This window comes from Vibrio sp. 10N.222.55.C6, assembly GCF_041473395.1.
Taxonomy (GTDB): Bacteria; Pseudomonadota; Gammaproteobacteria; order Enterobacterales; family Vibrionaceae; genus Vibrio; species Vibrio crassostreae_C.
In genome coordinates this window covers 40,197-59,225 of the sequence record NZ_JBFRSD010000020.1, presented here as the reverse complement: position 1 = coordinate 59,225, position 19,029 = coordinate 40,197, and the positions used below count along the sequence as shown (strand labels likewise).

At 44.5% G+C, this 19,029-nt stretch carries 14 protein-coding genes and 3 pseudogenes; 9 read left to right on the top strand and 8 right to left on the bottom strand.

The genetic code is table 11. The features are described from left to right. Nucleotides 1-21: 21 nt before the first annotated feature. Nucleotides 22-1,197, top strand: a complete 1,176-nt coding sequence (purT, locus tag AB4486_RS14170; protein ID WP_102333250.1) for a formate-dependent phosphoribosylglycinamide formyltransferase — start codon at nt 22-24, stop codon at nt 1,195-1,197. A gap of 113 nt (nt 1,198-1,310) precedes the next feature. Here the strand turns inward: purT and AB4486_RS14165 are convergent, their stop codons facing one another. Continuing rightward, on the bottom strand, nt 1,311-1,964 hold the full coding sequence (locus tag AB4486_RS14165) for a thiopurine S-methyltransferase (protein WP_372117441.1): 654 nt from the start codon (nt 1,962-1,964) through the stop codon (nt 1,311-1,313). A 324-nt stretch (nt 1,965-2,288) separates the two neighbouring features. Between AB4486_RS14165 and AB4486_RS14160 the strand changes: the two genes are divergently transcribed. Together AB4486_RS14160 and AB4486_RS14155 are read left to right on the top strand one after the other, a co-directional pair. Next, entirely contained in the window at nt 2,289-3,065 is a 777-nt protein-coding gene (locus AB4486_RS14160) for a phosphoribosylglycinamide formyltransferase (RefSeq protein ID WP_372117438.1), read from the top strand. Between the two features lie 193 nt (nt 3,066-3,258). Continuing rightward, nucleotides 3,259-4,254 carry an ABC transporter substrate-binding protein gene (locus AB4486_RS14155; RefSeq protein WP_102427801.1) on the top strand — a complete coding sequence of 332 codons (996 nt, stop codon included), beginning with the start codon at nt 3,259-3,261 and terminating at the stop codon, nt 4,252-4,254. Nucleotides 4,255-4,426: 172 nt separating this feature from the next. Here AB4486_RS14155 and ihfA read toward each other — a convergent pair whose 3' ends face one another. Continuing rightward, complete coding sequence (gene ihfA / locus AB4486_RS14150; RefSeq protein ID WP_004734853.1) at nt 4,427-4,723, bottom strand: integration host factor subunit alpha; 297 nt, start codon at nt 4,721-4,723, stop codon at nt 4,427-4,429. 449 nt (nt 4,724-5,172) lie between these two features. On the opposite strand from ihfA, the pseudogene AB4486_RS14145 reads away from it, so the two are divergent. Next, a pseudogene (locus tag AB4486_RS14145) lies at nt 5,173-5,310 on the top strand (GTP-binding protein); the annotation flags it as partial. Nucleotides 5,311-5,427: 117 nt separating this feature from the next. On the opposite strand, the pseudogene AB4486_RS14140 reads toward AB4486_RS14145, so the two are convergent. Continuing rightward, a pseudogene (locus AB4486_RS14140) lies at nt 5,428-6,159 on the bottom strand (DMT family transporter); the annotation flags it as partial. On the opposite strand from AB4486_RS14140, the pseudogene AB4486_RS14135 reads away from it, so the two are divergent. Together AB4486_RS14135 and cqsA are read left to right on the top strand one after the other, a co-directional pair. Further along, nucleotides 6,150-7,436, top strand: a pseudogene (locus AB4486_RS14135) (PLP-dependent aminotransferase family protein); the annotation flags it as partial. The pseudogenes AB4486_RS14140 and AB4486_RS14135 sit on opposite strands and share 10 nt — an antisense overlap. A gap of 275 nt (nt 7,437-7,711) precedes the next feature. Further along, nucleotides 7,712-8,893 (top strand): alpha-hydroxyketone-type quorum-sensing autoinducer synthase, encoded by a 1,182-nt coding sequence (gene cqsA / locus AB4486_RS14130; RefSeq protein ID WP_372117435.1) that lies wholly within the window; start codon nt 7,712-7,714, stop codon nt 8,891-8,893. 212 nt (nt 8,894-9,105) lie between these two features. On the opposite strand, the gene AB4486_RS14125 is transcribed toward cqsA, so the two are convergent. From AB4486_RS14125 to AB4486_RS14115, 3 genes are all read right to left on the bottom strand, one after another. Continuing rightward, nucleotides 9,106-11,154 (bottom strand): response regulator, encoded by a 2,049-nt coding sequence (locus AB4486_RS14125; RefSeq protein ID WP_372117432.1) that lies wholly within the window; start codon nt 11,152-11,154, stop codon nt 9,106-9,108. Between the two features lie 256 nt (nt 11,155-11,410). After that, nucleotides 11,411-12,226, bottom strand: coding sequence for a TauD/TfdA dioxygenase family protein (locus tag AB4486_RS14120; RefSeq protein ID WP_372117430.1), 816 nt, complete (start codon nt 12,224-12,226; stop codon nt 11,411-11,413). Between the two features lie 310 nt (nt 12,227-12,536). Then, entirely contained in the window at nt 12,537-13,436 is a 900-nt protein-coding gene (locus AB4486_RS14115; protein WP_017066263.1) for a Vmh family MBL fold metallo-hydrolase, read from the bottom strand. Nucleotides 13,437-13,596: 160 nt separating this feature from the next. Here AB4486_RS14115 and AB4486_RS14110 point away from each other — a divergent pair, with 160 nt between their 5' ends. Then, on the top strand, nt 13,597-14,490 hold the full coding sequence (locus AB4486_RS14110; protein WP_372117427.1) for a LysR family transcriptional regulator: 894 nt from the start codon (nt 13,597-13,599) through the stop codon (nt 14,488-14,490). A 145-nt stretch (nt 14,491-14,635) separates the two neighbouring features. Beyond that, entirely contained in the window at nt 14,636-15,037 is a 402-nt protein-coding gene (locus tag AB4486_RS14105; RefSeq protein WP_102333242.1) for an ACT domain-containing protein, read from the top strand. Between the two features lie 106 nt (nt 15,038-15,143). Here the strand turns inward: AB4486_RS14105 and AB4486_RS14100 are convergent, their stop codons facing one another. Continuing rightward, on the bottom strand, nt 15,144-17,030 hold the full coding sequence (locus tag AB4486_RS14100; protein ID WP_081228642.1) for a methyl-accepting chemotaxis protein: 1,887 nt from the start codon (nt 17,028-17,030) through the stop codon (nt 15,144-15,146). 343 nt (nt 17,031-17,373) lie between these two features. Continuing rightward, nucleotides 17,374-18,090 carry a DUF1826 domain-containing protein gene (locus tag AB4486_RS14095; protein WP_372117492.1) on the bottom strand — a complete coding sequence of 239 codons (717 nt, stop codon included), beginning with the start codon at nt 18,088-18,090 and terminating at the stop codon, nt 17,374-17,376. 277 nt (nt 18,091-18,367) lie between these two features. Between AB4486_RS14095 and AB4486_RS14090 the strand changes: the two genes are divergently transcribed. After that, nucleotides 18,368-18,940: a YceI family protein gene (locus AB4486_RS14090; RefSeq protein ID WP_017069838.1), complete on the top strand. Its 573-nt coding sequence runs from the start codon at nt 18,368-18,370 to the stop codon at nt 18,938-18,940. The last annotated feature ends 89 nt before the right edge of the window (nt 18,941-19,029 follow it).

Genomic DNA, 19,029 nt, shown 5'->3' with positions numbered 1-19,029 from the left:
AAAAGATCGGAAGGAATTTCTATGTTTGGTACCGCTACTCGTGAAAATGCTACTCGTGTACTTCTATTAGGTTCAGGTGAACTCGGCAAAGAAGTTGCTATCGAGTGCCAACGTTTAGGTTTGGAAGTTATTGCTTGTGATCGTTATGCAGACGCACCAGCAATGCAAGTTGCACATCGTAGTCATGTATTAGACATGTTAGACGGCGATGCACTGCAAGCAGTCATTGAACTTGAAAAACCAGATTATGTGGTTCCTGAAATTGAAGCTATTGCCACCAGCAAGTTGGTAGAGCTGGAAGCGCAAGGTTTAAATGTCGTTCCCACTGCAAATGCGACTAAGCTAACGATGAACCGCGAAGGTATCCGTCGCCTAGCTGCAGAAGAGCTAAAGCTGAGCACTTCTCCTTACCGCTTTGCAGACACCTTTGAAGATTTCTCAGCCGCTGTTGAATTCGTGGGCATGCCTTGCGTTGTTAAGCCAGTAATGAGCTCTTCAGGTAAAGGCCAAAGCGTTATCAAAACAGAGGAAGACATTCAGAAGTCTTGGGACTACGCACAAGAAGGCGGTCGTACTGGCGCGGGTCGTGTAATCGTTGAAGGCTTCATCGACTTCGATTACGAAATTACGCTACTTACCGTTCGCGCAGTCGACGGTGTTCACTTCTGTGCGCCTATCGGTCACCGCCAAGAAGACGGTGATTACCGCGAATCATGGCAGCCACAGGTCATGTCTGACAACGCACTTAAAGCGGCGCAATACACGGCAGAGCAAGTGGTTAACGCATTAGGCGGTCACGGCATCTTTGGTGTTGAACTGTTCGTTAAAGGCGACCACGTGATCTTCAATGAAGTCTCCCCTCGCCCACATGATACTGGCTTGGTTACTCTGATGTCTCAAGACTCATCGGAATTTGCACTACACGTACGCGCATTTACAGGTATGCCGATCAAATCAATTACTCAGTATGGCCCTTGTGCCTCTGCCGTAATCCTTGGTCAAGGCACATCAACGAATATCCGCTTTGAAGGCCTTGCAGAAGCGCTAGACGCACCACAAACGCAAGTTCGCTTGTTTGGTAAGCCTGATATCGATGGTCGCCGTCGTCTTGGTGTGGCGCTTACTCGTCGCAACAGCACTGAGACAGCGATTGAAGATGCAATTGAGAGCGCGTCAAAAGTAAAAGTGATTTACTAACCTGCTATTCAATTCTGAACAATCACGAGTTCAAATCTGAACCATAAAAAGACGGGCTATCGAGCCCGTCTTTTTGTTGGTGTTATCTGTTCGCTTAACTAAGCAGACTGAACTTAAGCGTCTGACTCAATCAAATACACTTCTTCACAGAAGCGAGACAAGCCTTTCTTAGCAATCTTCGGATGTTCATCGTTCGCTATATCTTGATTCAACAATGTAATTTTGTATCCTGCAAACAATTGAGCAATCTCTAACTTAGGTACGCTAAACGGAGGCCCAGCCATTTCGTTTTGGTCGTAATCCAGTGTTACCAAAAGAATCTTACCACCCGGTTTCAGTAGTTGTTTCAAACGCTCGACATACTGCACTCGCATCTCTTCAGGCAATGCGACTAAAGACGCGCGATCATAAATGGTATCGACAGGTTGGATTGGCGCTGAAAAGTAATCGCCCGTGTAGATGTTCAGTTCATCGAATTGGTAGAGCTCGTGCTGACCGCTAATTTGAGTCACAGTCGGGGTATAAAGGTGCTCTGCAAAAAATGCGCGAACCGCAATCTGGCTTAACTCGACACCTTGAACATCTTCATGCTTTGAAGCTAGCCAAATCAGATCTTCACTTTTGCCACAAAGTGGAACAAACACACTCTTCTCGTAGCTAGGCTCAGTCTTTTCCCAAAATTTAATCAGAAGTGGGTTTACATCTTCGAGGTGGAAACCAATTTGGTTGGCTGCCCATTTATTGTGCCAAAATTCAGGATTATTCATCTTTCGTTCATGTTAAACAGTCATAATGCAAGGGTACAGTATAGAGAGGTAAGAGCAACCTTAGCTTGGTTTAAAGTACTAAATTGATTTCGATAAAATCAGAAACTGGCTAAGTTCAAAGTTCTGATAATTGCGGAACTAACGGTTGGGTTATTTGGCTATATCTTCACATTTTAAAGCAATATTAAACGTTAGAATTGGTTTCTGTCTTAGCTAGCCTCATTTAATATGTAGTGAAATTAGTTAAGCTGTTTTTACTCTTGTGCGTTACTGGTTACCCCTTTTGACTACCCGTTTTTTGTAACCTTGTATTTTGGAGTTTGAATGAGTGTATTTCTCCGTACGACGGCCCTAATGCTTTTGGTATTGAGCCGAGCGCCTGCATTCGCAGCAGCACCTGTTTCAACAAGTTCAACAGATCAAACGCGCACTCCTGCGCAAAACCAAGTATCTTCAAACGTATTCCGTCATAGTTTGAGCGGCCTTTACGGCATCAAGGCCTTCGACTCACGCCCGACTCAGCCTTACACCGACTTCGATATTTTGTACAGCAAAGCGCATCAAGGCCAAGCTGAACTAGAAACTATCTGTAAAAGTACTGCCCTACTCACCAATTCTGAAGCGCTATTTGCTGGCGTTAAATCTCAAGCTCGCGCAGAAGAAAAAATCGCCCTTGAGCTTGATGGTGATGTGACAAAAATTACCGACTTAACCCGTGCAACTATCATCGCGAACGATGTAGAGAGCTTGGTTGAAGTTTACGAAGCGCTAAGCCGTGAAGCAGACGTTGTTAAGCTGAAAAATAAGTTTAAATCGCCGGCTGACTCTGGTTACCGTGACCTTAACTTGTTGGTTCGTTTGCCTAAAACCAACATCATTGCAGAGGTTCAACTTCACTTAAAAGCGATTGCTGATGTGAAAAGTGGTCCTGAGCACGAGCTGTACGAAATTATCCAAGGTATTGAGCGTCACGCAATTGCAGAACATCGCCCAATCAACGATATCGAAGCGGCACAAATCAATAGCCTACGACGCCAATCTTTAGAGCTTTACCAACAAGCATGGCAACCGTACATTACAACGCACATTAAAGCGGCTTAACACATAGATAGGCTATTCCAATAAACATCACAAGGGCTGCACTCGCAGCCCTTTTTAGTACTTGTTGAGTAGCCTCTCCACTTCCTATCCCAAATAATCAGATCGTTTAAATTTAGATCTCAGTCTCTTTTCTCCGTCGAACATTTCTGTTTCTATAGCGAATAAGCTTCTGACAAGAAAAGGAATTACGTCAATGCAGAATAACAAATCCATGCTTTCCATCGCGCTACTTGCTGCGTTTTCTGTACACGCTAGTGCTGACGAATGCGGAAAGATCACCATTGCAGACATGAACTGGAACTCGGCGAGCCTTATTGCTCATGTCGACCAATTCATTTTGAATAACGGCTACGGCTGTGAAGCGGACTTAATCCCCGGTGATAGCGTCCCTACGGGCACGTCAATGATTGAAAAAGGTCAACCTGATGTTGCGCCAGAGCTTTGGACTAATGGCATCAAAGAAGCGTTGGATAAGGGTGTTGCGGATAAGCGTCTACGTTACGCGGGCAAGTCTTTGGTCAACGGCGGTGAAGAAGGTTTCTGGGTACCAAACTACCTTGTTGAACAGTACCCAGAGCTTACAACCATTGAAGGTGTGATTAAAAACGCAAAGCTGTTTGAACACCCAGAAGATGATGAGAAGTTTGCGTTTTATAGCTGCCCTGCGGGTTGGACTTGTCAGATTACCTCCGGTCACCTGTTCGATGCGCTTAAGTTAGAAGATCACAATTTTGAAATGGTTGATCCCGGCTCAGGCGCCGCTTTAGCAGGTACGATAGCGAAAGCTTACGAACGCAAAAAAGCATGGTTTGGATATTACTGGTCGCCTACGCCTGTGCTAGGTAAGTATGAAATGGTGAAGGTTGATTTCGGAAGTGGTACTGACATTGAGGAATTCCGTAACTGTACGACACAACCTGATTGTGAATCTCCTAAAGTGACCATGTATCCACCAGCACCGGTTCACACAATCACCACAGAAGCCTTTGCTAATAACGAACCTCTTGCCTACCAATACTTTGAAAAGCGTGGTTTTACCAATAAACAAATGAGTGAGTTGCTGGCCTGGATGGAAGACAACCAAGCCGACGCCGAAGAAGCCATGTATTACTTTCTAGAAAGCTCACCACAGGTATGGAAGCCTTGGGTGTCTGAAGACATCGCAAGTAAGGTTCAACAAGCCCTTTAGAGTGAAGATTCAAAGTCAGAGGCCTAGCCTCTGTTTTCGCATCTAAAGCAAGTTCTTACCGGACAGTAAATAGATGGAGTTTGAGAAAGGTTACTAAAAATTAAAGAAATGCGTTTAGCTTAAACTCTATGCAGATACAAAAAGACCACGCTAGGCGTGGTCTATTGCTTGGCTACTTCTCGATTTTAATATTTTCGACACGGGCCTTTAGTTTTTGTCCCGGTCTAAAAGTAACAACACGTCGAGCAGAAATTGGAATGTCTTCACCAGTTTTCGGGTTACGACCAGGTCGCTCGTTTTTCTCGCGAAGATCAAAATTACCAAAACCAGACAGTTTTACCTGTTCGCCATTTTCGAGCGCTTTACGAACTTCTTCGAAAAACACTTCCACCGTTTCCTTGGCATCCCGCTTGCTGTATCCGAGTGTCTCAAACAGGTTCTCAGCCAAATCGGCCTTCGTGAGTGCCATAAAACTTTCCTCAAAGCTATGTTAAACATTGCTACCATCGCCAGTAGCGCCAAAGCATTTACCCTATTCAATCAATGAGATAAGGTCATTTACAAGGAAAGTGTATGCCAAGCTTCTGATTTTCGCCAACTTTTTTATCTTAACTATTTAATTATTCTTTCAAATCAGAAAGATAACTCGCTTCAAATTTCACATATATAGCTAAAAACCATCTACTCAACAGTAACGAAATGGAGTTATATTCCATACAAACAACCATTAATAGAATTTAAAACTTTAGCGAACTAAATAATAATTTTTGAGACTTTTCTCCGATACCCAATAAAATCAGCCACTTGATTTGATATGGGACTCAACAAAGGTTACTAAATAAGCGTTATTAAATATAAGGTTTGTATCATTTCAGAATTTAATTCGAATTCACTTATAAAAGCCTATGTTCTTTTGAGGTTTTCGGTTACAACTTAACAGAGGATGGCTTGACGGAATCAGAACTCGATAAGTGTATCGAAATCAGAATAGAAATGATCGGTCTAGAAATAGAATATGATCTTGAGAGCCAGTTACTTGCGTGTATGGTTAGTTGATTGCTTAGTAAGTTGGTTATTTAAATAACTTCACTTCTTCGACATAGAATAAGACCTCACAAGTGCGAGGTCTTATTTGTCATTCAAAGCTGCTCATGCAATATCAGCTTTCTTCAATCATTTTTGTTCAGCAAGTGTTTGTGTCGCTTTGGTATTCGTTACATTCGCAGGCTTCACAATCAAACCAATCCCGATTAGAAACAGTACCGATGCAACAACTTGAGCGACTGACAATACTTCGTCATACATAAAGTAACCACTTATCAATGCGAATATTGGCACCAGCAAGGTTAACGGTGCGGTTGTGCTTAACGGGTATTGGATTAATAACTTATTCCACACCCAATAACCAAATAGCGTGGTTGGATAAGCCTGAAACAGCACCGCAATCGTCGTATTCCAATCCCATTGTTCAATACCCTGCCAGATGATTTGGTCACCGTGTAACATCACGGCAAACAACACCAATGGCACCGGAGCAAACAGCATCCCCCACACATTAAATGCAAAAGCCTGAGTGGTTTTAGATGCCTTAACAATCACGCCCATCAAGGTCCAACTGCATGCCGCTATCATAATCAAGATAACACCTTTGAGTGTCACGTTGCCCGTTGCTGCGGAAACCAACACCGCTAAGGCACACATGGCTAGCATCGCACCCATTAATTTACGAACGGAAGCACTCTCCTTGAACACCCACACGCCAACCGCCATGCCGATTAATACGTTGGTTGAAAGCAAGACCGATGAAAGCCCAGACGATAAACCAGCAGTGATCGACCATGAAGCCATACCCCAGATACCCACACCGAACACAAAGCCTTAACTGACTAAGTAGCGCCAAGCAACAGGCGATCAGCATGTCGACCGTGGTGAGCTGCTACCAAGAACTGGAATCACAAGGTTGGATTCATTCTCGACCGCAAGCGGGATATTTTGTTTCTCCTCATAAACCTGCTCACTCAACCCCAGAGTGGGCACAGTTTGAGAGTAAGGTGTCCAGCGTTAGGCAAACCTCATCGACTCACAAGTCAATCAATGGGCCTTCAGGGGTTTCGAGCACCACTAATGATGAGCAGTCGATCGTTGAACTGGAACGAAGTTTTCGTCGCGCTATTAGGCGTATGAGCAACAGGCTTAACCATTACCCAGATACACAAGGTGAGCCGATTTTACGACAGGCATTATCCACTCATTTTGCCAAGCTCGATGTGCACTTTTCACCTGAAGAGATGGTGATTACGGCTGGCTGTATGTCTGCGATTAAGGCCGCACTTGAATCGTGTACCAAAGAAGGCGACACCATCGCTATTAGCTCGCCATGTTTCAACGGTATTCTGGAATTGCTCGGACAAATGTCGCGAAAAATCATCGAGATCCCGTCTCTAGATGATGGTGTCGACTTGCAACAACTGGAAGCGCATTTGAAAAATAAACAAGTCGATGCCGCGATCTTTTGTACCTCTCATATGAACCCTCAAGGGATCAACATGTCAGCCACTCAAAAGCAGAAACTGGCTGAATTAGCGAATCACTATCGAGTGCCGATCATTGAAGATGATGTGTATCTGGAACTGTCCTACTCCTCACACACGCCGCTCCCCGCGAAATACTACGACAAAGGCGGATATGTCTTATGGTGTGGATCAGTATCGAAAAATTTGTCACCGAGTTACCGTTTGGGATGCTGCTTGCCGGGCAGGTTTATCAACGAATACAAGGCTCAGTTCTCAGCTGCGAGCTACGGCGTTGCCCTGCCCACTCAGCTTGCGGTTGCTGACTTTATTGGATCTGGCCAATACGCTAAGCACGTGAGGAGAAGATGCACTCAGATCTTGTCTTTGCGCCAACAATACCTAAGTTATTTGGCTCAGCACCTTCCTCAAGATGTGAAGATAAGTAATCCACAAGGTGGCATGGTGCTTTGGCTGCAAATCCCAAGCTTGAACCAGTCAGCCTTTGCTCAGGGCATTACCGAGAAGAACATTGATATTAGGCTTGGACACCTGTTCAGCACTCTCGACCTTTACAGCAATTGCTTACGCATCAATATTGGGTATTCGTTAGAGGGTGGAGCCAAGCAGCAATTGGATGCCTTAATCGAGCTTATCCATATTCACAGCTAACAGCACGTAGCACGTAGCCTTTCAAAATCCGCTTTTTTAAATGCCTTCGAATGCCGAATTCTAATAGCCTTTTGTCATAAAAAAGAAGGCTATTATTCCTATCTTAATTCGGGTAAAGCCCCGAACCGTAAGGAAACCCACTCGCCTCAAAACCCTTAAATGCTGAGTTTGCAAGCACCCACAAAATTATGCAACTTGGCTAATGACACATCACTTTTTATCGTCAATATACAGCCGTCAGCGCTGGCGTTTTCCTGTATTTGAAGAGAACTATTATGAGTGATAAAACAAAAAACAAACCACTACCTTCCTTTATCGAAGAACGCTTGAACTTCTATATTCAAGACCTGATTACCCAGAACCAAAGCCAGAAGCATTTAGTATTGGGTAAACGCCCCCAGCGTAATTCCGTTGTGATGCAGAGCAATGATTACTTAGCGCTGTCACATAACAAACCGATCCAAGAGGCCCATCAAGCGGCGATTGTCGAACAAGATGACAACGTAGTGATGTCTGCAATTTTCTTACAAGATGAGCAGTCTAAACCTGCGTTTGAAACTGAGCTCGCGAACTATGTCGGAATGGAGAGCTGTTTGCTTTCTCAGTCTGGCTGGGCTGCTAATATTGGGCTATTGCAAACCATCTGCCCACCGGGCACACCTGTGTACATTGACTTCTTTGCACACATGTCGCTATGGGAAGGCATTCGCGCTGCAGGCGCCCTCGCCCACCCGTTTATGCATAACAATATGAATCACCTGCGCAAACAACTAGAGCGCCACGGCTCAGGCGTTATTGTGGTCGATTCGATTTACAGCACAATCGGCACCATCGCCCCACTACGCGACATCTACGAAATGGCGCAAGAGTTTGATTGTGCCGTTGTCGTTGATGAATCGCATTCACTGGGTACGCATGGGGAAAATGGTGCTGGCTTAGTTCACGCATTGGGTCTCACTAATCAAGTCGACTTCATTACCGTTAGCTTGGCTAAAACCTTTGCCTATCGTGCAGGTGCTATCCTTGGGCCAAAGCAGCTTTCAGAAACCTTACCTTTTGTCGCGTATCCAGCTATTTTCAGCTCGACCGTGTTACCACAAGAGGTGGTTCGTTTAGAGAAAACATTAGAGGTAATAAAAGGCGCAGAAGACAAACGAGAAGCCTTATTCAAAAGCGCTAAATCGCTTACTACTGGCCTCAAACGGATTGGCTTTAACATCCGCAGCGAGTCTCAAATCGTGGCACTAGAATGTGGTAGTGAAAGAAACACCGAACGTGTTCGTGATTTCCTCGAAGAACGAGATGTATTTGGTGCGGTTTTCTGCCGCCCCGCGACGGGCAAAAACAAAAACATCATCCGATTTTCGGTCAATGCCGACATGACACCAAGAGATATTGACCATGTGCTCACCGTTTGTCATGAAGTGTACAATCATCCGGAATTAGAATTCGTGTGATTGTAACGGTAATTCACACAACAGGATTCTTTGAAAGATAAGACCCCCTTCCGATAATCAATATAAACGGCAGGACTGAATGGACGCTATCATGTCGCGATACAAAAAGAGCCCAGCGAATTGCTGAGCTCTTTTCTTGTGTTCATCTATTCATCTATTCATCTATTCATCTATTCATCTAGCTCAGCTGGATAACCGGACGGTACAACAAATCAAATCCAGTGAGCAATTTTGTCGAACAATCGATTTTTGTCTGCCGGTTTCACGATAAAATCTGACATGCCTGATGATTCCATTTTTTCCAATGTCACAGGAGAACTGTCACCTGTGTGAGCAATAATTGGCACCGAAGAGTACGCTTTATTGGCACTTCGAATTCGGCGTGAAGCTTCCACTCCATCCATGATGGGCATTTCGATATCCATCAGAATCAAGTCGATCTCGTCGCTATCCAACGCGTCTAATGCTTGTTGGCCATCTTCTTTCTGCACAACATCAAAGCCCTGCTTTTCCAATAACATCGCGGTAAATCGGCGCAGAGATTCGTTATCATCGACCACCATGATCGTGCGCTTATTGGTAGCTTCTAACGGTTTTACAGAAACTGATGGCATCACATAGTTGGAGTCGAAAAGTAAGCGTTCAATGGTCGCCTTGGTATTCAGTAGCCAAACTTGTGTTTCCACCCAAATAGGTTCAAAAGCAACGTTTCGGACACGTTTAATTGGGTGATGTTCATACAAATAGATGATTCGAGCTTCAGTGAATGAAAGTAAAGATTCAATCCTATCGAGGCAACTTGCTCTTAAATCCAAGCTCTCCATGTCAACGAATATCAAGTCGAATTCGAACTGGTATTCCTTATTTTTAAGCGCAGATGCTACATCCAACACCGTGAGCTCAAACCCCATAAAACGGGCTACCTCAGTCATTTTATTGGTGAGAACTTTCTGGTCACTCACCATTAGCACAGTCTTAAGTTTAGTCAGTTCATTCTTGATTTCTTTCACCGAATGGGAAGACAAAGATGGAAAAGTCATCGTGAACTGTGTCCATTGATCCACTTCAGACTGGCATTTAATCTCACCACCAAACGAGCGCATGACCTTCTGACAAAATGGCAAACCTAAACCGTAATTACCCGACTGGCCTGTGGTGTAAAAGTCTTGGAAAATACGACGAATGATATCGCTCGAAATACCAGAGCCGTTATCCGTCACCATTATCTGGTTCGTCACTTCATCACTGAACATGGTGACATGAATATGAAAATCTTCAGGGCTACGATGATGGAACGCATTCTTGAACAGATTATACATGACGTATTTCAACAAGGTGTCGCTACCCAAGAACTCAAAGTTACTCTGCACATCCAAGGAGATTGCTGACTTATCAGCAGAGCGCTTGTAATTGAAGCTGTCTATCGCATTCTCAACCACCGCTTGCGCTGAGTGCTTCTTAAACGTAGAGCGAGAGACTCGGTTTTCATCAATTGAAGTCAGTAACAGATCTATCGTTTCGTTACCGGAATGAATGATCTCCATCGCTTCATCGCCCACTTCACGCAGCTGAATCACTTCCTCATTGCTTAACGCATATTGCCCTTTTTGATCGCCACTTTTAGGGTTCGGCAATATGGACTGCATGACATCAATAGAGGTAAGCAAACCGCTTAGAGGGTTTCGCATCTCATGGGCGATACCTGCACCAAAAGACTTCGCCAATGACACCTTGTTTTCATGTTCCACCTGATTGCGGAAGTAGAACAAGTTGCCGAATAAGTAGATAAACAAAAAGATTGGCACATGCGTCCAATCCATTGTGAGTTCTAGGTAGAAGCCTTGTGCTACCCAAGCGCATAAGGTGGCAATCCCAATACCGGCAAAGGTTTGTGCAAACATCACTCTCGTCACGTGCACCAATAAAATATGGAGGAAAATAGCCGACATGAATGACATAACCCAAACGTTGGACCAATTATTCATTAGCAGCATGTAGAAGAAGAAACCTGGCAAACAGATAGTTACGGCAACTTGATAATAAGCCGGAAGGTATTTTCGCCATTCAAATGGGACGCGATTGCGAAATATAATGCCAAAGAACAATACCGAGCAAAACAGGCGAAGCGCTAAGTTTTCGTAGGGTTGCGGGAACAAAAACTCCCACACAATGTAGTAAATTGGGAAGCCGACAAAGCCCATCCAACCCACGAGGGTTAAATTCGGTTCTGCGTACTGGTAAACTTTACGAATCGCGTTCATACGAAATACTTTGCTCTCTAAGCCCTGACGTTTATTAATTCTATGATTTGGTTTTTATACTTATATTTTGGCGCCGATTATATTACACATCACGTCCGAGCAGTGAGGTTTCAATCAAATATGTACCAACGCATTTGTTTTTATTATTAAGCGTAGATGAATGATGCACCCTGCTGACGCTTAAATTTAAGTACGAGTGCTTGGTTCAGGGATGGGCATGCGCGGTGTTCTTTTGATAACTGTGTTCAGCTTACTGCTATGTCACTGTTACTCGATGCATTTTTCTTGGAATATCCCCGTAATCTATCACTGCGTAATGTTGCGTTACCCTGTTATCCCAGATCGCCATTGAGCCGTTGTCCCATTTGAAACGAACTTGAAACTCAGGGCGTCTCGCAATTTCAAACAGTTGGCTGAGTAAAACATCACTCTCTTTGCGGTCGAGTTCGTTGATATAACGAGTAAACTGTTCATTGATACAGAGCGTTTCTTTATCCGTTTCAGGATGAACTTGAACAACAGAGTGAACCACTGGCGGATTCTCCTGTGCTGTTTTAATCAAGGATTTGTGCCAATCGAGATCAATGTCTTCTGATTCTATACCTTCAAAGGCCACAAGCGAATGAGTCGCCGACAACCCTCTCAACTTAGCTTTCATATCTTCATGTAGAGATTCAAAAACCGCAGTCATAGAACACCAGATAGTGTCACCACCAATGCTTGGAATGTGTTGAGCATGCAACAGGGAAGCTTTCGACGGCAAGCTGCGCCACGTTAAGTCGGTATGCCAATAACTTTCCTTTGGCGCATTGCCACGGGTTGTTTCAATCACACTCACCTGTGGCGCACTTTCCACGCGAGGGAAGAAAGGATGTGCAGGTTCTAACGTTCCAAAGCGCTGTGCAATCATCAAGTGTTGTTCTGGAGACAAAGTCTGCCCGTCGAGAAAGATCACTTGATGGGCAATAAGTGCCTGATACACCTTATCGAGTTCATCAGCACTGCATGTAGAAAGCTCTAGTTCGTGAATACGAGCGCCGATGTGAGGAGTAATGGGTTCTATTTTCAACATACTTTCGCTTATTGGTGATATTGAGTTGCAGGGCGGATCTGGCTACTAGGCTAATCTGACTACTAACAGTAAACCGGGTAAATGCTGATTTTCTTTCTCACTTGAAATAGAAAGTCGTCTCTCCGAAACAAAAAAAGAGCTCCTAAGCTGGAGCTCTTTTCGTTTTTTGATACTTCCTGTATCCATAGACAAGTCCAATCTGTAGTACTTTCACTGAAAGCCAGATCATCGATATCTCCAGTTGTGTATCACCAATAAATCTAGCATACAATCTTCAGACTGTTCTGGGACACAACCGAGATAATCAACTCTAGTGCCAAGCCATCTCGCCGCTTAGCACTTTCGCGCCAAGTTCTAAATCGCCTTCCGTAGCCTCAAATTTCGGGTAGGCTTTCTTCATGTAATCACTGATCTCGACCGATGTTGGATTACTTTTGCTCGCCAACGCTTTTTCAATATCAGCCACATAATCCTTCGTGAAGTGAACTGCATTTATTCCTGTTGGCATTTCACCTAAATAGTGACCCGGAATTACAACCTCTGGCTCTAGTGCTTTCATACGCTCCAACGATTGTGACCACTGGCTACGAATCTCTTTCGATGCAGTATCTGCCATCCATACATGCACACCGCTATACACCGACACGCCACCAAACACCGTTTTTTCAGACGGAACCCATAGGTAAGCTTGGTGTGTATTTATCTCTTTCACTTCGATGGTTTCACCTTCGATGCTTAATGTTGTGTCGTTCATCACCATTGGAACAATCACCTTAGAGGGCGCGTTGCCTTCTAATATAGGCCCCCAGTATTCAAGCTTTGCATCTTTGGTGCGTTTGATATGCGCGACAACGGCTTCACTGGCAACGACTTTAACGTTAGGAAATGCCGAAACTATCGGTTCCAAACCAAAGTAGTAATCTGGGTCGCCGCTGCTGATGTAAATCATCGATAATTTTTTGCCTGTGGCTTTGATTTGCTCCACCAAATTTTGTCCATCAGCCACACTAAATTGCGCATCAAACAGAATCACTTCTTTCTCACCCGAGACCAATACCGAGCTTGCCGGGAATATCGCGTTCTCGCCGGGGTTATAGTGAGTAATGTTCAGTTCTGTCGCTAGCGCAACACTTGATGCCAGCACGGTTCCTAGGCTTATGGTTCCTAAAAGCATGCTTTTTGATAACAGGGTTTTCGATAACGTATTCATGGCTTTATTCCGATATTTGGAGTTGAACACCTGCCAACTCGCTGAATGTCCAAATATCTTATTTGATTGTTTTTAGATGAAATAGACATCAAATTAACTTTAACTGTTGCAGTTTTCGGACATATACTGAGGTCGGTTTAATTCTCTAGGCAATAAAACAATGGATAAACTCGAGGCAATGAATGTCTTTGTCACCATAGTGGAACGTGGCAGTTTAAGCGCTGCGGCAGAGCACCTTGATCTCTCACGAACCAAGGTCACTCGTTATTTGGGTGAGTTAGAAGCATGGATGGACACACGCTTGCTTCACAGAACAACACGAAGCTTGAGTTTAACCAGCGCAGGTAAAGAAACACTTGAGGTCGCCAGAGAACTTTTGGCACTGGAAACATCCCTAGCTGGGATCAGAAACCAAAACCGAGAGCATTTAAAAGGTCAGCTGCGTATTACTGCGAGCTACTCGATTGTCGATAGCTTCTTGATGGAATCAATTAGTCGCTTCATCGCCAAATGGCCAGAGGTTTCTATCGACATTATCTCGACTGATCAGACCGTCAACCTGGTTGAGTCACGCATCGATTTGGCCATTCGCATAACCAACGAACTGACGCCCAATATTGTCGCGAAGCAGATCGGTGAATGCCGCTCCGTGATTTGCGCATCGCCTCAATATCTAAAAGAGAAAGGCACACCCACAGAAGCCCAAGATCTAGCGCACCACAACTGTTTATCGTTCAGTTACTTTGGCAAAACCGCTTGGACGTTCAATGGCCCCAATGGGCTCGAATCGGTTCCGATTAAAGGGAATATCAGTGCAAACACCTCAGAGGTTCTGCTTTCTGCCACACTCAAAGGCAACGGTATCTGTTTACTGCCCTTCCATTCAGTGGAAACCTTGATGCGTGATGGTCTATTAGTGCCACTGCTTTCTGAATGGCAACCTAAAACGCTCGGTGTTCATGCTATTTATGGAACGCGTAAACAAGTCACACCGCTGTTAAGAGCCTTTATCGACCATTTATCTGACGAGATGGAACAATCGACAAGTTGGTAGAAGTACGATGCCATCACTAAGGAGGAAAACTTGCCATTAGTAAAACTGATGCAGAATTAAAATCATTAATTTTACTTAACTGTCAGTTGCTTCTATCGTGACTGCATACATCATCAATTAGCTTATTAACGCAGGGAAACTGACTATGACTGCCATTACCGACCTAGACCTCCTACTGAAATCCATGTCACCAGAATTAATCGACGGTAACTATGTTTTTTGCACTGTCGACGGAGCGCTAGCAGACTATGTTCAGCTCAATCCAATCTCGACTTTTCGTGAAAAAGAAGGTTTAACGCTGGTTCTGGAAGAAGACGTTGCGACCAAAGCTCAGCTAGACTTCGACGCTGTGTTTAGCCTGATCACTTTATCGGTACATTCGAGCCTTGAAGCGGTTGGATTAACGGCGGCGTTTGCGACAAAGCTTGGCTCTTACGGCATTAGCGCTAACGTGGTTGCGGGCTACTATCACGACCACATCTTCGTTCAAAAAGACAAAGCAGAAGCTGCAATGAGTGCGCTGAAAGAGTTTTCAGAAGTAGATTAGTAAAGAATTCGATTACTCACAAATACAAAAAAAGCGACGTAATCTACGTCGCTTTGGCTTATTGCTTAACGTGCACTCACTGATCAGGCATCAGTGAGCGAACCAGTTAAGCAAGCTTAAAAGTCGCCACTTTGTCACTTAAGCCAGCGGCTTGGCTCTTAAGTTCGTTCGACTCAGTTAAGCTGTCCTGTGCGCCCACAACTAAGTGGTCGGTAACATCTTTAATGGTCGTCACGTTCTGGGTAATTTCACCCGTCACATGTGTTTGCTCTTCAGCAGCCGTCGCGATTTGAGTCGCCATATCGCTGATCAAAGCAACTGCAGTATTGATCTCTTCAAGCGCATGCGAAGCTCGATCGGCATCTTCTACTGAATGTATTGCCAACTTAGAACTGCTCTCCATCAGCTCAACCGCCTGAGCTGTCGTGCGTTGCAGGATATCAATCGTTGATTTGATCTCTTCTGTTGAAGAGTGAGTGCGCTGCGAAAGCACACGTACTTCATCAGCAACCACAGCAAAGCCACGACCTTGTTCGCCAGCACGAGCCGCTTCAATCGCAGCATTCAAAGCAAGTAAGTTGGTTTGCTCTGCAATGCCTTGAATCGTTGCGAGTACAGTCGAGATCTCTTGAGCATGCTTGTTAAGTTCGCTAATCACACTACCCGCTTCATTAACTTCATTGGCTAGGTTATTGATTGAACCTTTGGTATCCACAACCAGAGCGTGACCACTGTTAGTGCTTGTCGCTGAATCTTGCGCCGCTTTTGCTGTTTGCTCGGCATGCGATGCTATCTCTTGCGTGGCGCTCGCCATTTCAGTTACGGCCGTCGCGACCATAGTGATTTCTTGCTGCTGATGATTAAGCTCATCCACCGAACGGTTCGCACGCTGAGCACTTTGCTCTGACTGGCTGTTTAGCTGTTCTGACTGCCCACGGATATGGCCAATCAACTGCTGTAAGCTTCCAACAAAGGTATTGAAGTTATGAGCCAACTCGCCCACTTCATCTTGGTTTTCAACATGAATGCGTTGAGTTAAATCACCACTACCATTCGCGATTTGCGCCAGTGCTTGAGAAACGTGGTTCAACGGGCGGAATAGAATCGTACACAACAGGTTAAACAGTATGGTACATACGATCACCACAAGTAGCGTCACCAACACTTGACCAATCACTGCATCAAATAGTGGCGCAACCAGAGAGTCATGGTTAACAACGCTCACAGTAATCAGGCTCGTTCCATCAATCGCACGTGCGTACAGAACATAGTCGCTGCCATTCAACTCGATAGAAGTGTCTTTACCGCTAGTCAGCGCCTTTTGTACGTCCGCAAAATCTAACCCAAGTGAGCTGATATTTTTGTTCAGTAACTTGGTGTCAGGGTGCGTATAAACCGTGCCTTTATTGGTCGCGATGAACATGTAACCTTCACCCGGAAGAATCACTTGCTCTAGGCTATTAAGAATGTCGGTAATTTCAACATCCGCGCCTAACACAACCTGTTGACCATGTAATTGCATGGCAGTACCCAGCGACACAACATTCGCCCCAGTTGCAGCTGCAACCGTTGGATTATCCATGAACACCTTACTAGGGTTTGCTACCGCGTTGGTGTACCAACCCCATAGACGTGGGTCATCATTGCCCGGCGGCAATACCACTCCGTTTGCGTTCTTTTGCGAACCGTCTGGAAACGCCAAGAAGACATTATCAAAAGAGGCTGAATCACGAACCTGTTTTAGGTGAGTCACCAAGCTTTCTTGTTTGGATTCTTTCGAAAGAGAAGTAAGCGCACGCTCTTTGGATAAGATCCAATCCGATACATATTGATTGTAAGAAGCCGATGCGCCTTCTAAACGCTGTTCAACTTCTGTATCCAACCTTTGCAATGAAGCACGAAAAGACAATGCCTCGACCAAGATCCCCCCCAGGATAATGGCCATACTGGCTGAAATCGCCAGTTTATTTTTAAGCGAGAGTTTCTTGAACATAGGAAACCTATAATGTGGAAGTAAAAAACCGTGGCGAACAAATTGGTTGCCAAAGAGGTTTGCAAGCGGGATATATTTTACGCTTTAAAATAAATTAAGAAACCGATGAGGAACTGAAATATTGATATATGTGAGTAAGTGCACGCATCGTAACGCATTGATTTAGAGAATGGTAGACTCTAAATTTTGAATTAATGTGCTAAACATGGTCAGCTGATGAGTGTCTCTGTTTGAGAATAATAACGGCACAGATCGCGCCATGCCGTTAGCTCATTAGGAAGGTATTTAAATGAGTTGAACGTCTGAATAGAAACAGGTTGCGAACTAAATAGTCAAAAGTTGATCAACCAAAGTCCAACGTTAACAGCAATCGTGTTTCGTCAGATGAAGTGACTGGTGAACGGTGAACAAGGCCTCTATTCTCATTGCCACTCCAACGCTCCCCTTTTAATAACGCAACATCACCACTGGCCATTTTCTGGATGTCAGATTCGTCGTTGTACAGGCCTGAAACAGAATCAGGCTTTCCGTTAGCCCCTAGCCCTAGCTTAGAACGGTCGACTAAGTCGTTTGGCAACCATTGAGTCGCAACACCATGATAAGTTGTCACCAAGCGGCAAGGCACTTGATCAAAATGGAAACGTGGGCACATCGCTTTATTCAGAACGGCTAAACGCAATCCGACTTCTTCAAGCTCAAACAAACAACAGAACATATCCACCAGCTCTGCCATGTTTTCTAATAGCGCTTTAGAGGCGGTGCCATCGGTAGCAAATTCCAACTTATCGAAAGCATTATCAGGTGACACGCTAACAGACTTACTAAAGTTTGGATTCAAGGCGATAAATTCACTAATTGCCGTCGTTAAGCCTTCATCAAACTGTCGCTGCCATACCGCTATATTAATATCACTTTGGTAGATTTCCGCTAATACCGTTGGCTGCTCAGAAGCACTCAAGCTTGGCTTGTGATTTGCCTTATCCTTGATACTCACAACGGAACTAATGTTAAGTGGCTGGCTGCTATTGGTAGCCAAAGGCTTGGTTAACACGGCATTCATTACGTCGTCTCCTTGATACATGCTCATCGCTTCCCTTTTACCAACAGAATAATTATTCTTGGCAAGAGTGATTTTTAGTTATGTTATAACATAACTAAAAATAAACAAGTCACTTCGTCGATCATGATTCCAGTAATACAGCGACGCTCTTCTTTTCCTGCGGTAATTTTTCGAATGCTGAACTAAGCTTCTCTCAATCACTCTTTCCAAAAAGTCATTTTAAAAACGTACGACTCAAGAACGTAAACCTGTGAATTCATCAATCTGGTGACAACTTATGAAAAAACTAATCTCTACATTCGGCCTCCTATGCACCGTTATCTCCGCTCAATCTTTCGCGGAGTCGGGCTACACATTAGATCCGAAGTTATCGAACATCACATTCGCGACCATTAAAAAGCAGTTTGTTGTCGAGCCCGCATCCATCAAACCTATGTCTGGAGGACTTACCGAAGAGGGTCAGTTTTCAATAGTATTGGACTTGAAAAGCGTGAGCACCGGAGTCGCTATTCGTGACCAGAGACTGAATGAACTCTACTTTGAATCGATGACTTTTCCTGAAGTGAAGATCTCTGGGAAGGTTGAACCGTCGATGCTATCTGGTGATCCAAAAAGAACAACAGTAGCAGCGGAAGTTACTTTACACGGCGTAACCAAAACGATCGACTTCCCAGTTGTGGTGGTTCCATCCTCAGGGTTTGTCATGGTTAGCTCAGCTTCAACAATCATCGTCAATGGCGCTGATTTTGGGATATCGACAGAGAATCTAAACAAACTTTCAGCGACCGTGGGTGGATTAGCGATTTCCGACCAAATCCCTTTGAGCTTTAACCTACTTTTCGACCAATAATGGGCTTATAACTCTTCCTTTCTGTTCTGCCTCATTTCACATTCATCAATCGTTTAAGAGCGGTGAATGTGAGTGAGAGTACGCGACAA

Coding starts and splice junctions, on each gene's coding strand:
- AB4486_RS14095 (WP_372117492.1), bottom strand. CDS start 18,090: ATGAATGCCGTGTTAACCAAGCCTTTGGCTACCAATAGCAGCCAGCCA.
- AB4486_RS14155 (WP_102427801.1), top strand. CDS start 3,259: ATGCAGAATAACAAATCCATGCTTTCCATCGCGCTACTTGCTGCGTTT.
- AB4486_RS14165 (WP_372117441.1), bottom strand. CDS start 1,964: ATGAATAATCCTGAATTTTGGCACAATAAATGGGCAGCCAACCAAATT.
- AB4486_RS14100 (WP_081228642.1), bottom strand. CDS start 17,030: ATGTTCAAGAAACTCTCGCTTAAAAATAAACTGGCGATTTCAGCCAGT.
- purT (WP_102333250.1), top strand. CDS start 22: ATGTTTGGTACCGCTACTCGTGAAAATGCTACTCGTGTACTTCTATTA.
- AB4486_RS14090 (WP_017069838.1), top strand. CDS start 18,368: ATGAAAAAACTAATCTCTACATTCGGCCTCCTATGCACCGTTATCTCC.
- AB4486_RS14105 (WP_102333242.1), top strand. CDS start 14,636: ATGACTGCCATTACCGACCTAGACCTCCTACTGAAATCCATGTCACCA.
- AB4486_RS14115 (WP_017066263.1), bottom strand. CDS start 13,436: ATGAATACGTTATCGAAAACCCTGTTATCAAAAAGCATGCTTTTAGGA.
- AB4486_RS14125 (WP_372117432.1), bottom strand. CDS start 11,154: ATGAACGCGATTCGTAAAGTTTACCAGTACGCAGAACCGAATTTAACC.
- AB4486_RS14120 (WP_372117430.1), bottom strand. CDS start 12,226: ATGTTGAAAATAGAACCCATTACTCCTCACATCGGCGCTCGTATTCAC.
- AB4486_RS14110 (WP_372117427.1), top strand. CDS start 13,597: ATGGATAAACTCGAGGCAATGAATGTCTTTGTCACCATAGTGGAACGT.
- AB4486_RS14160 (WP_372117438.1), top strand. CDS start 2,289: ATGAGTGTATTTCTCCGTACGACGGCCCTAATGCTTTTGGTATTGAGC.
- ihfA (WP_004734853.1), bottom strand. CDS start 4,723: ATGGCACTCACGAAGGCCGATTTGGCTGAGAACCTGTTTGAGACACTC.
- cqsA (WP_372117435.1), top strand. CDS start 7,712: ATGAGTGATAAAACAAAAAACAAACCACTACCTTCCTTTATCGAAGAA.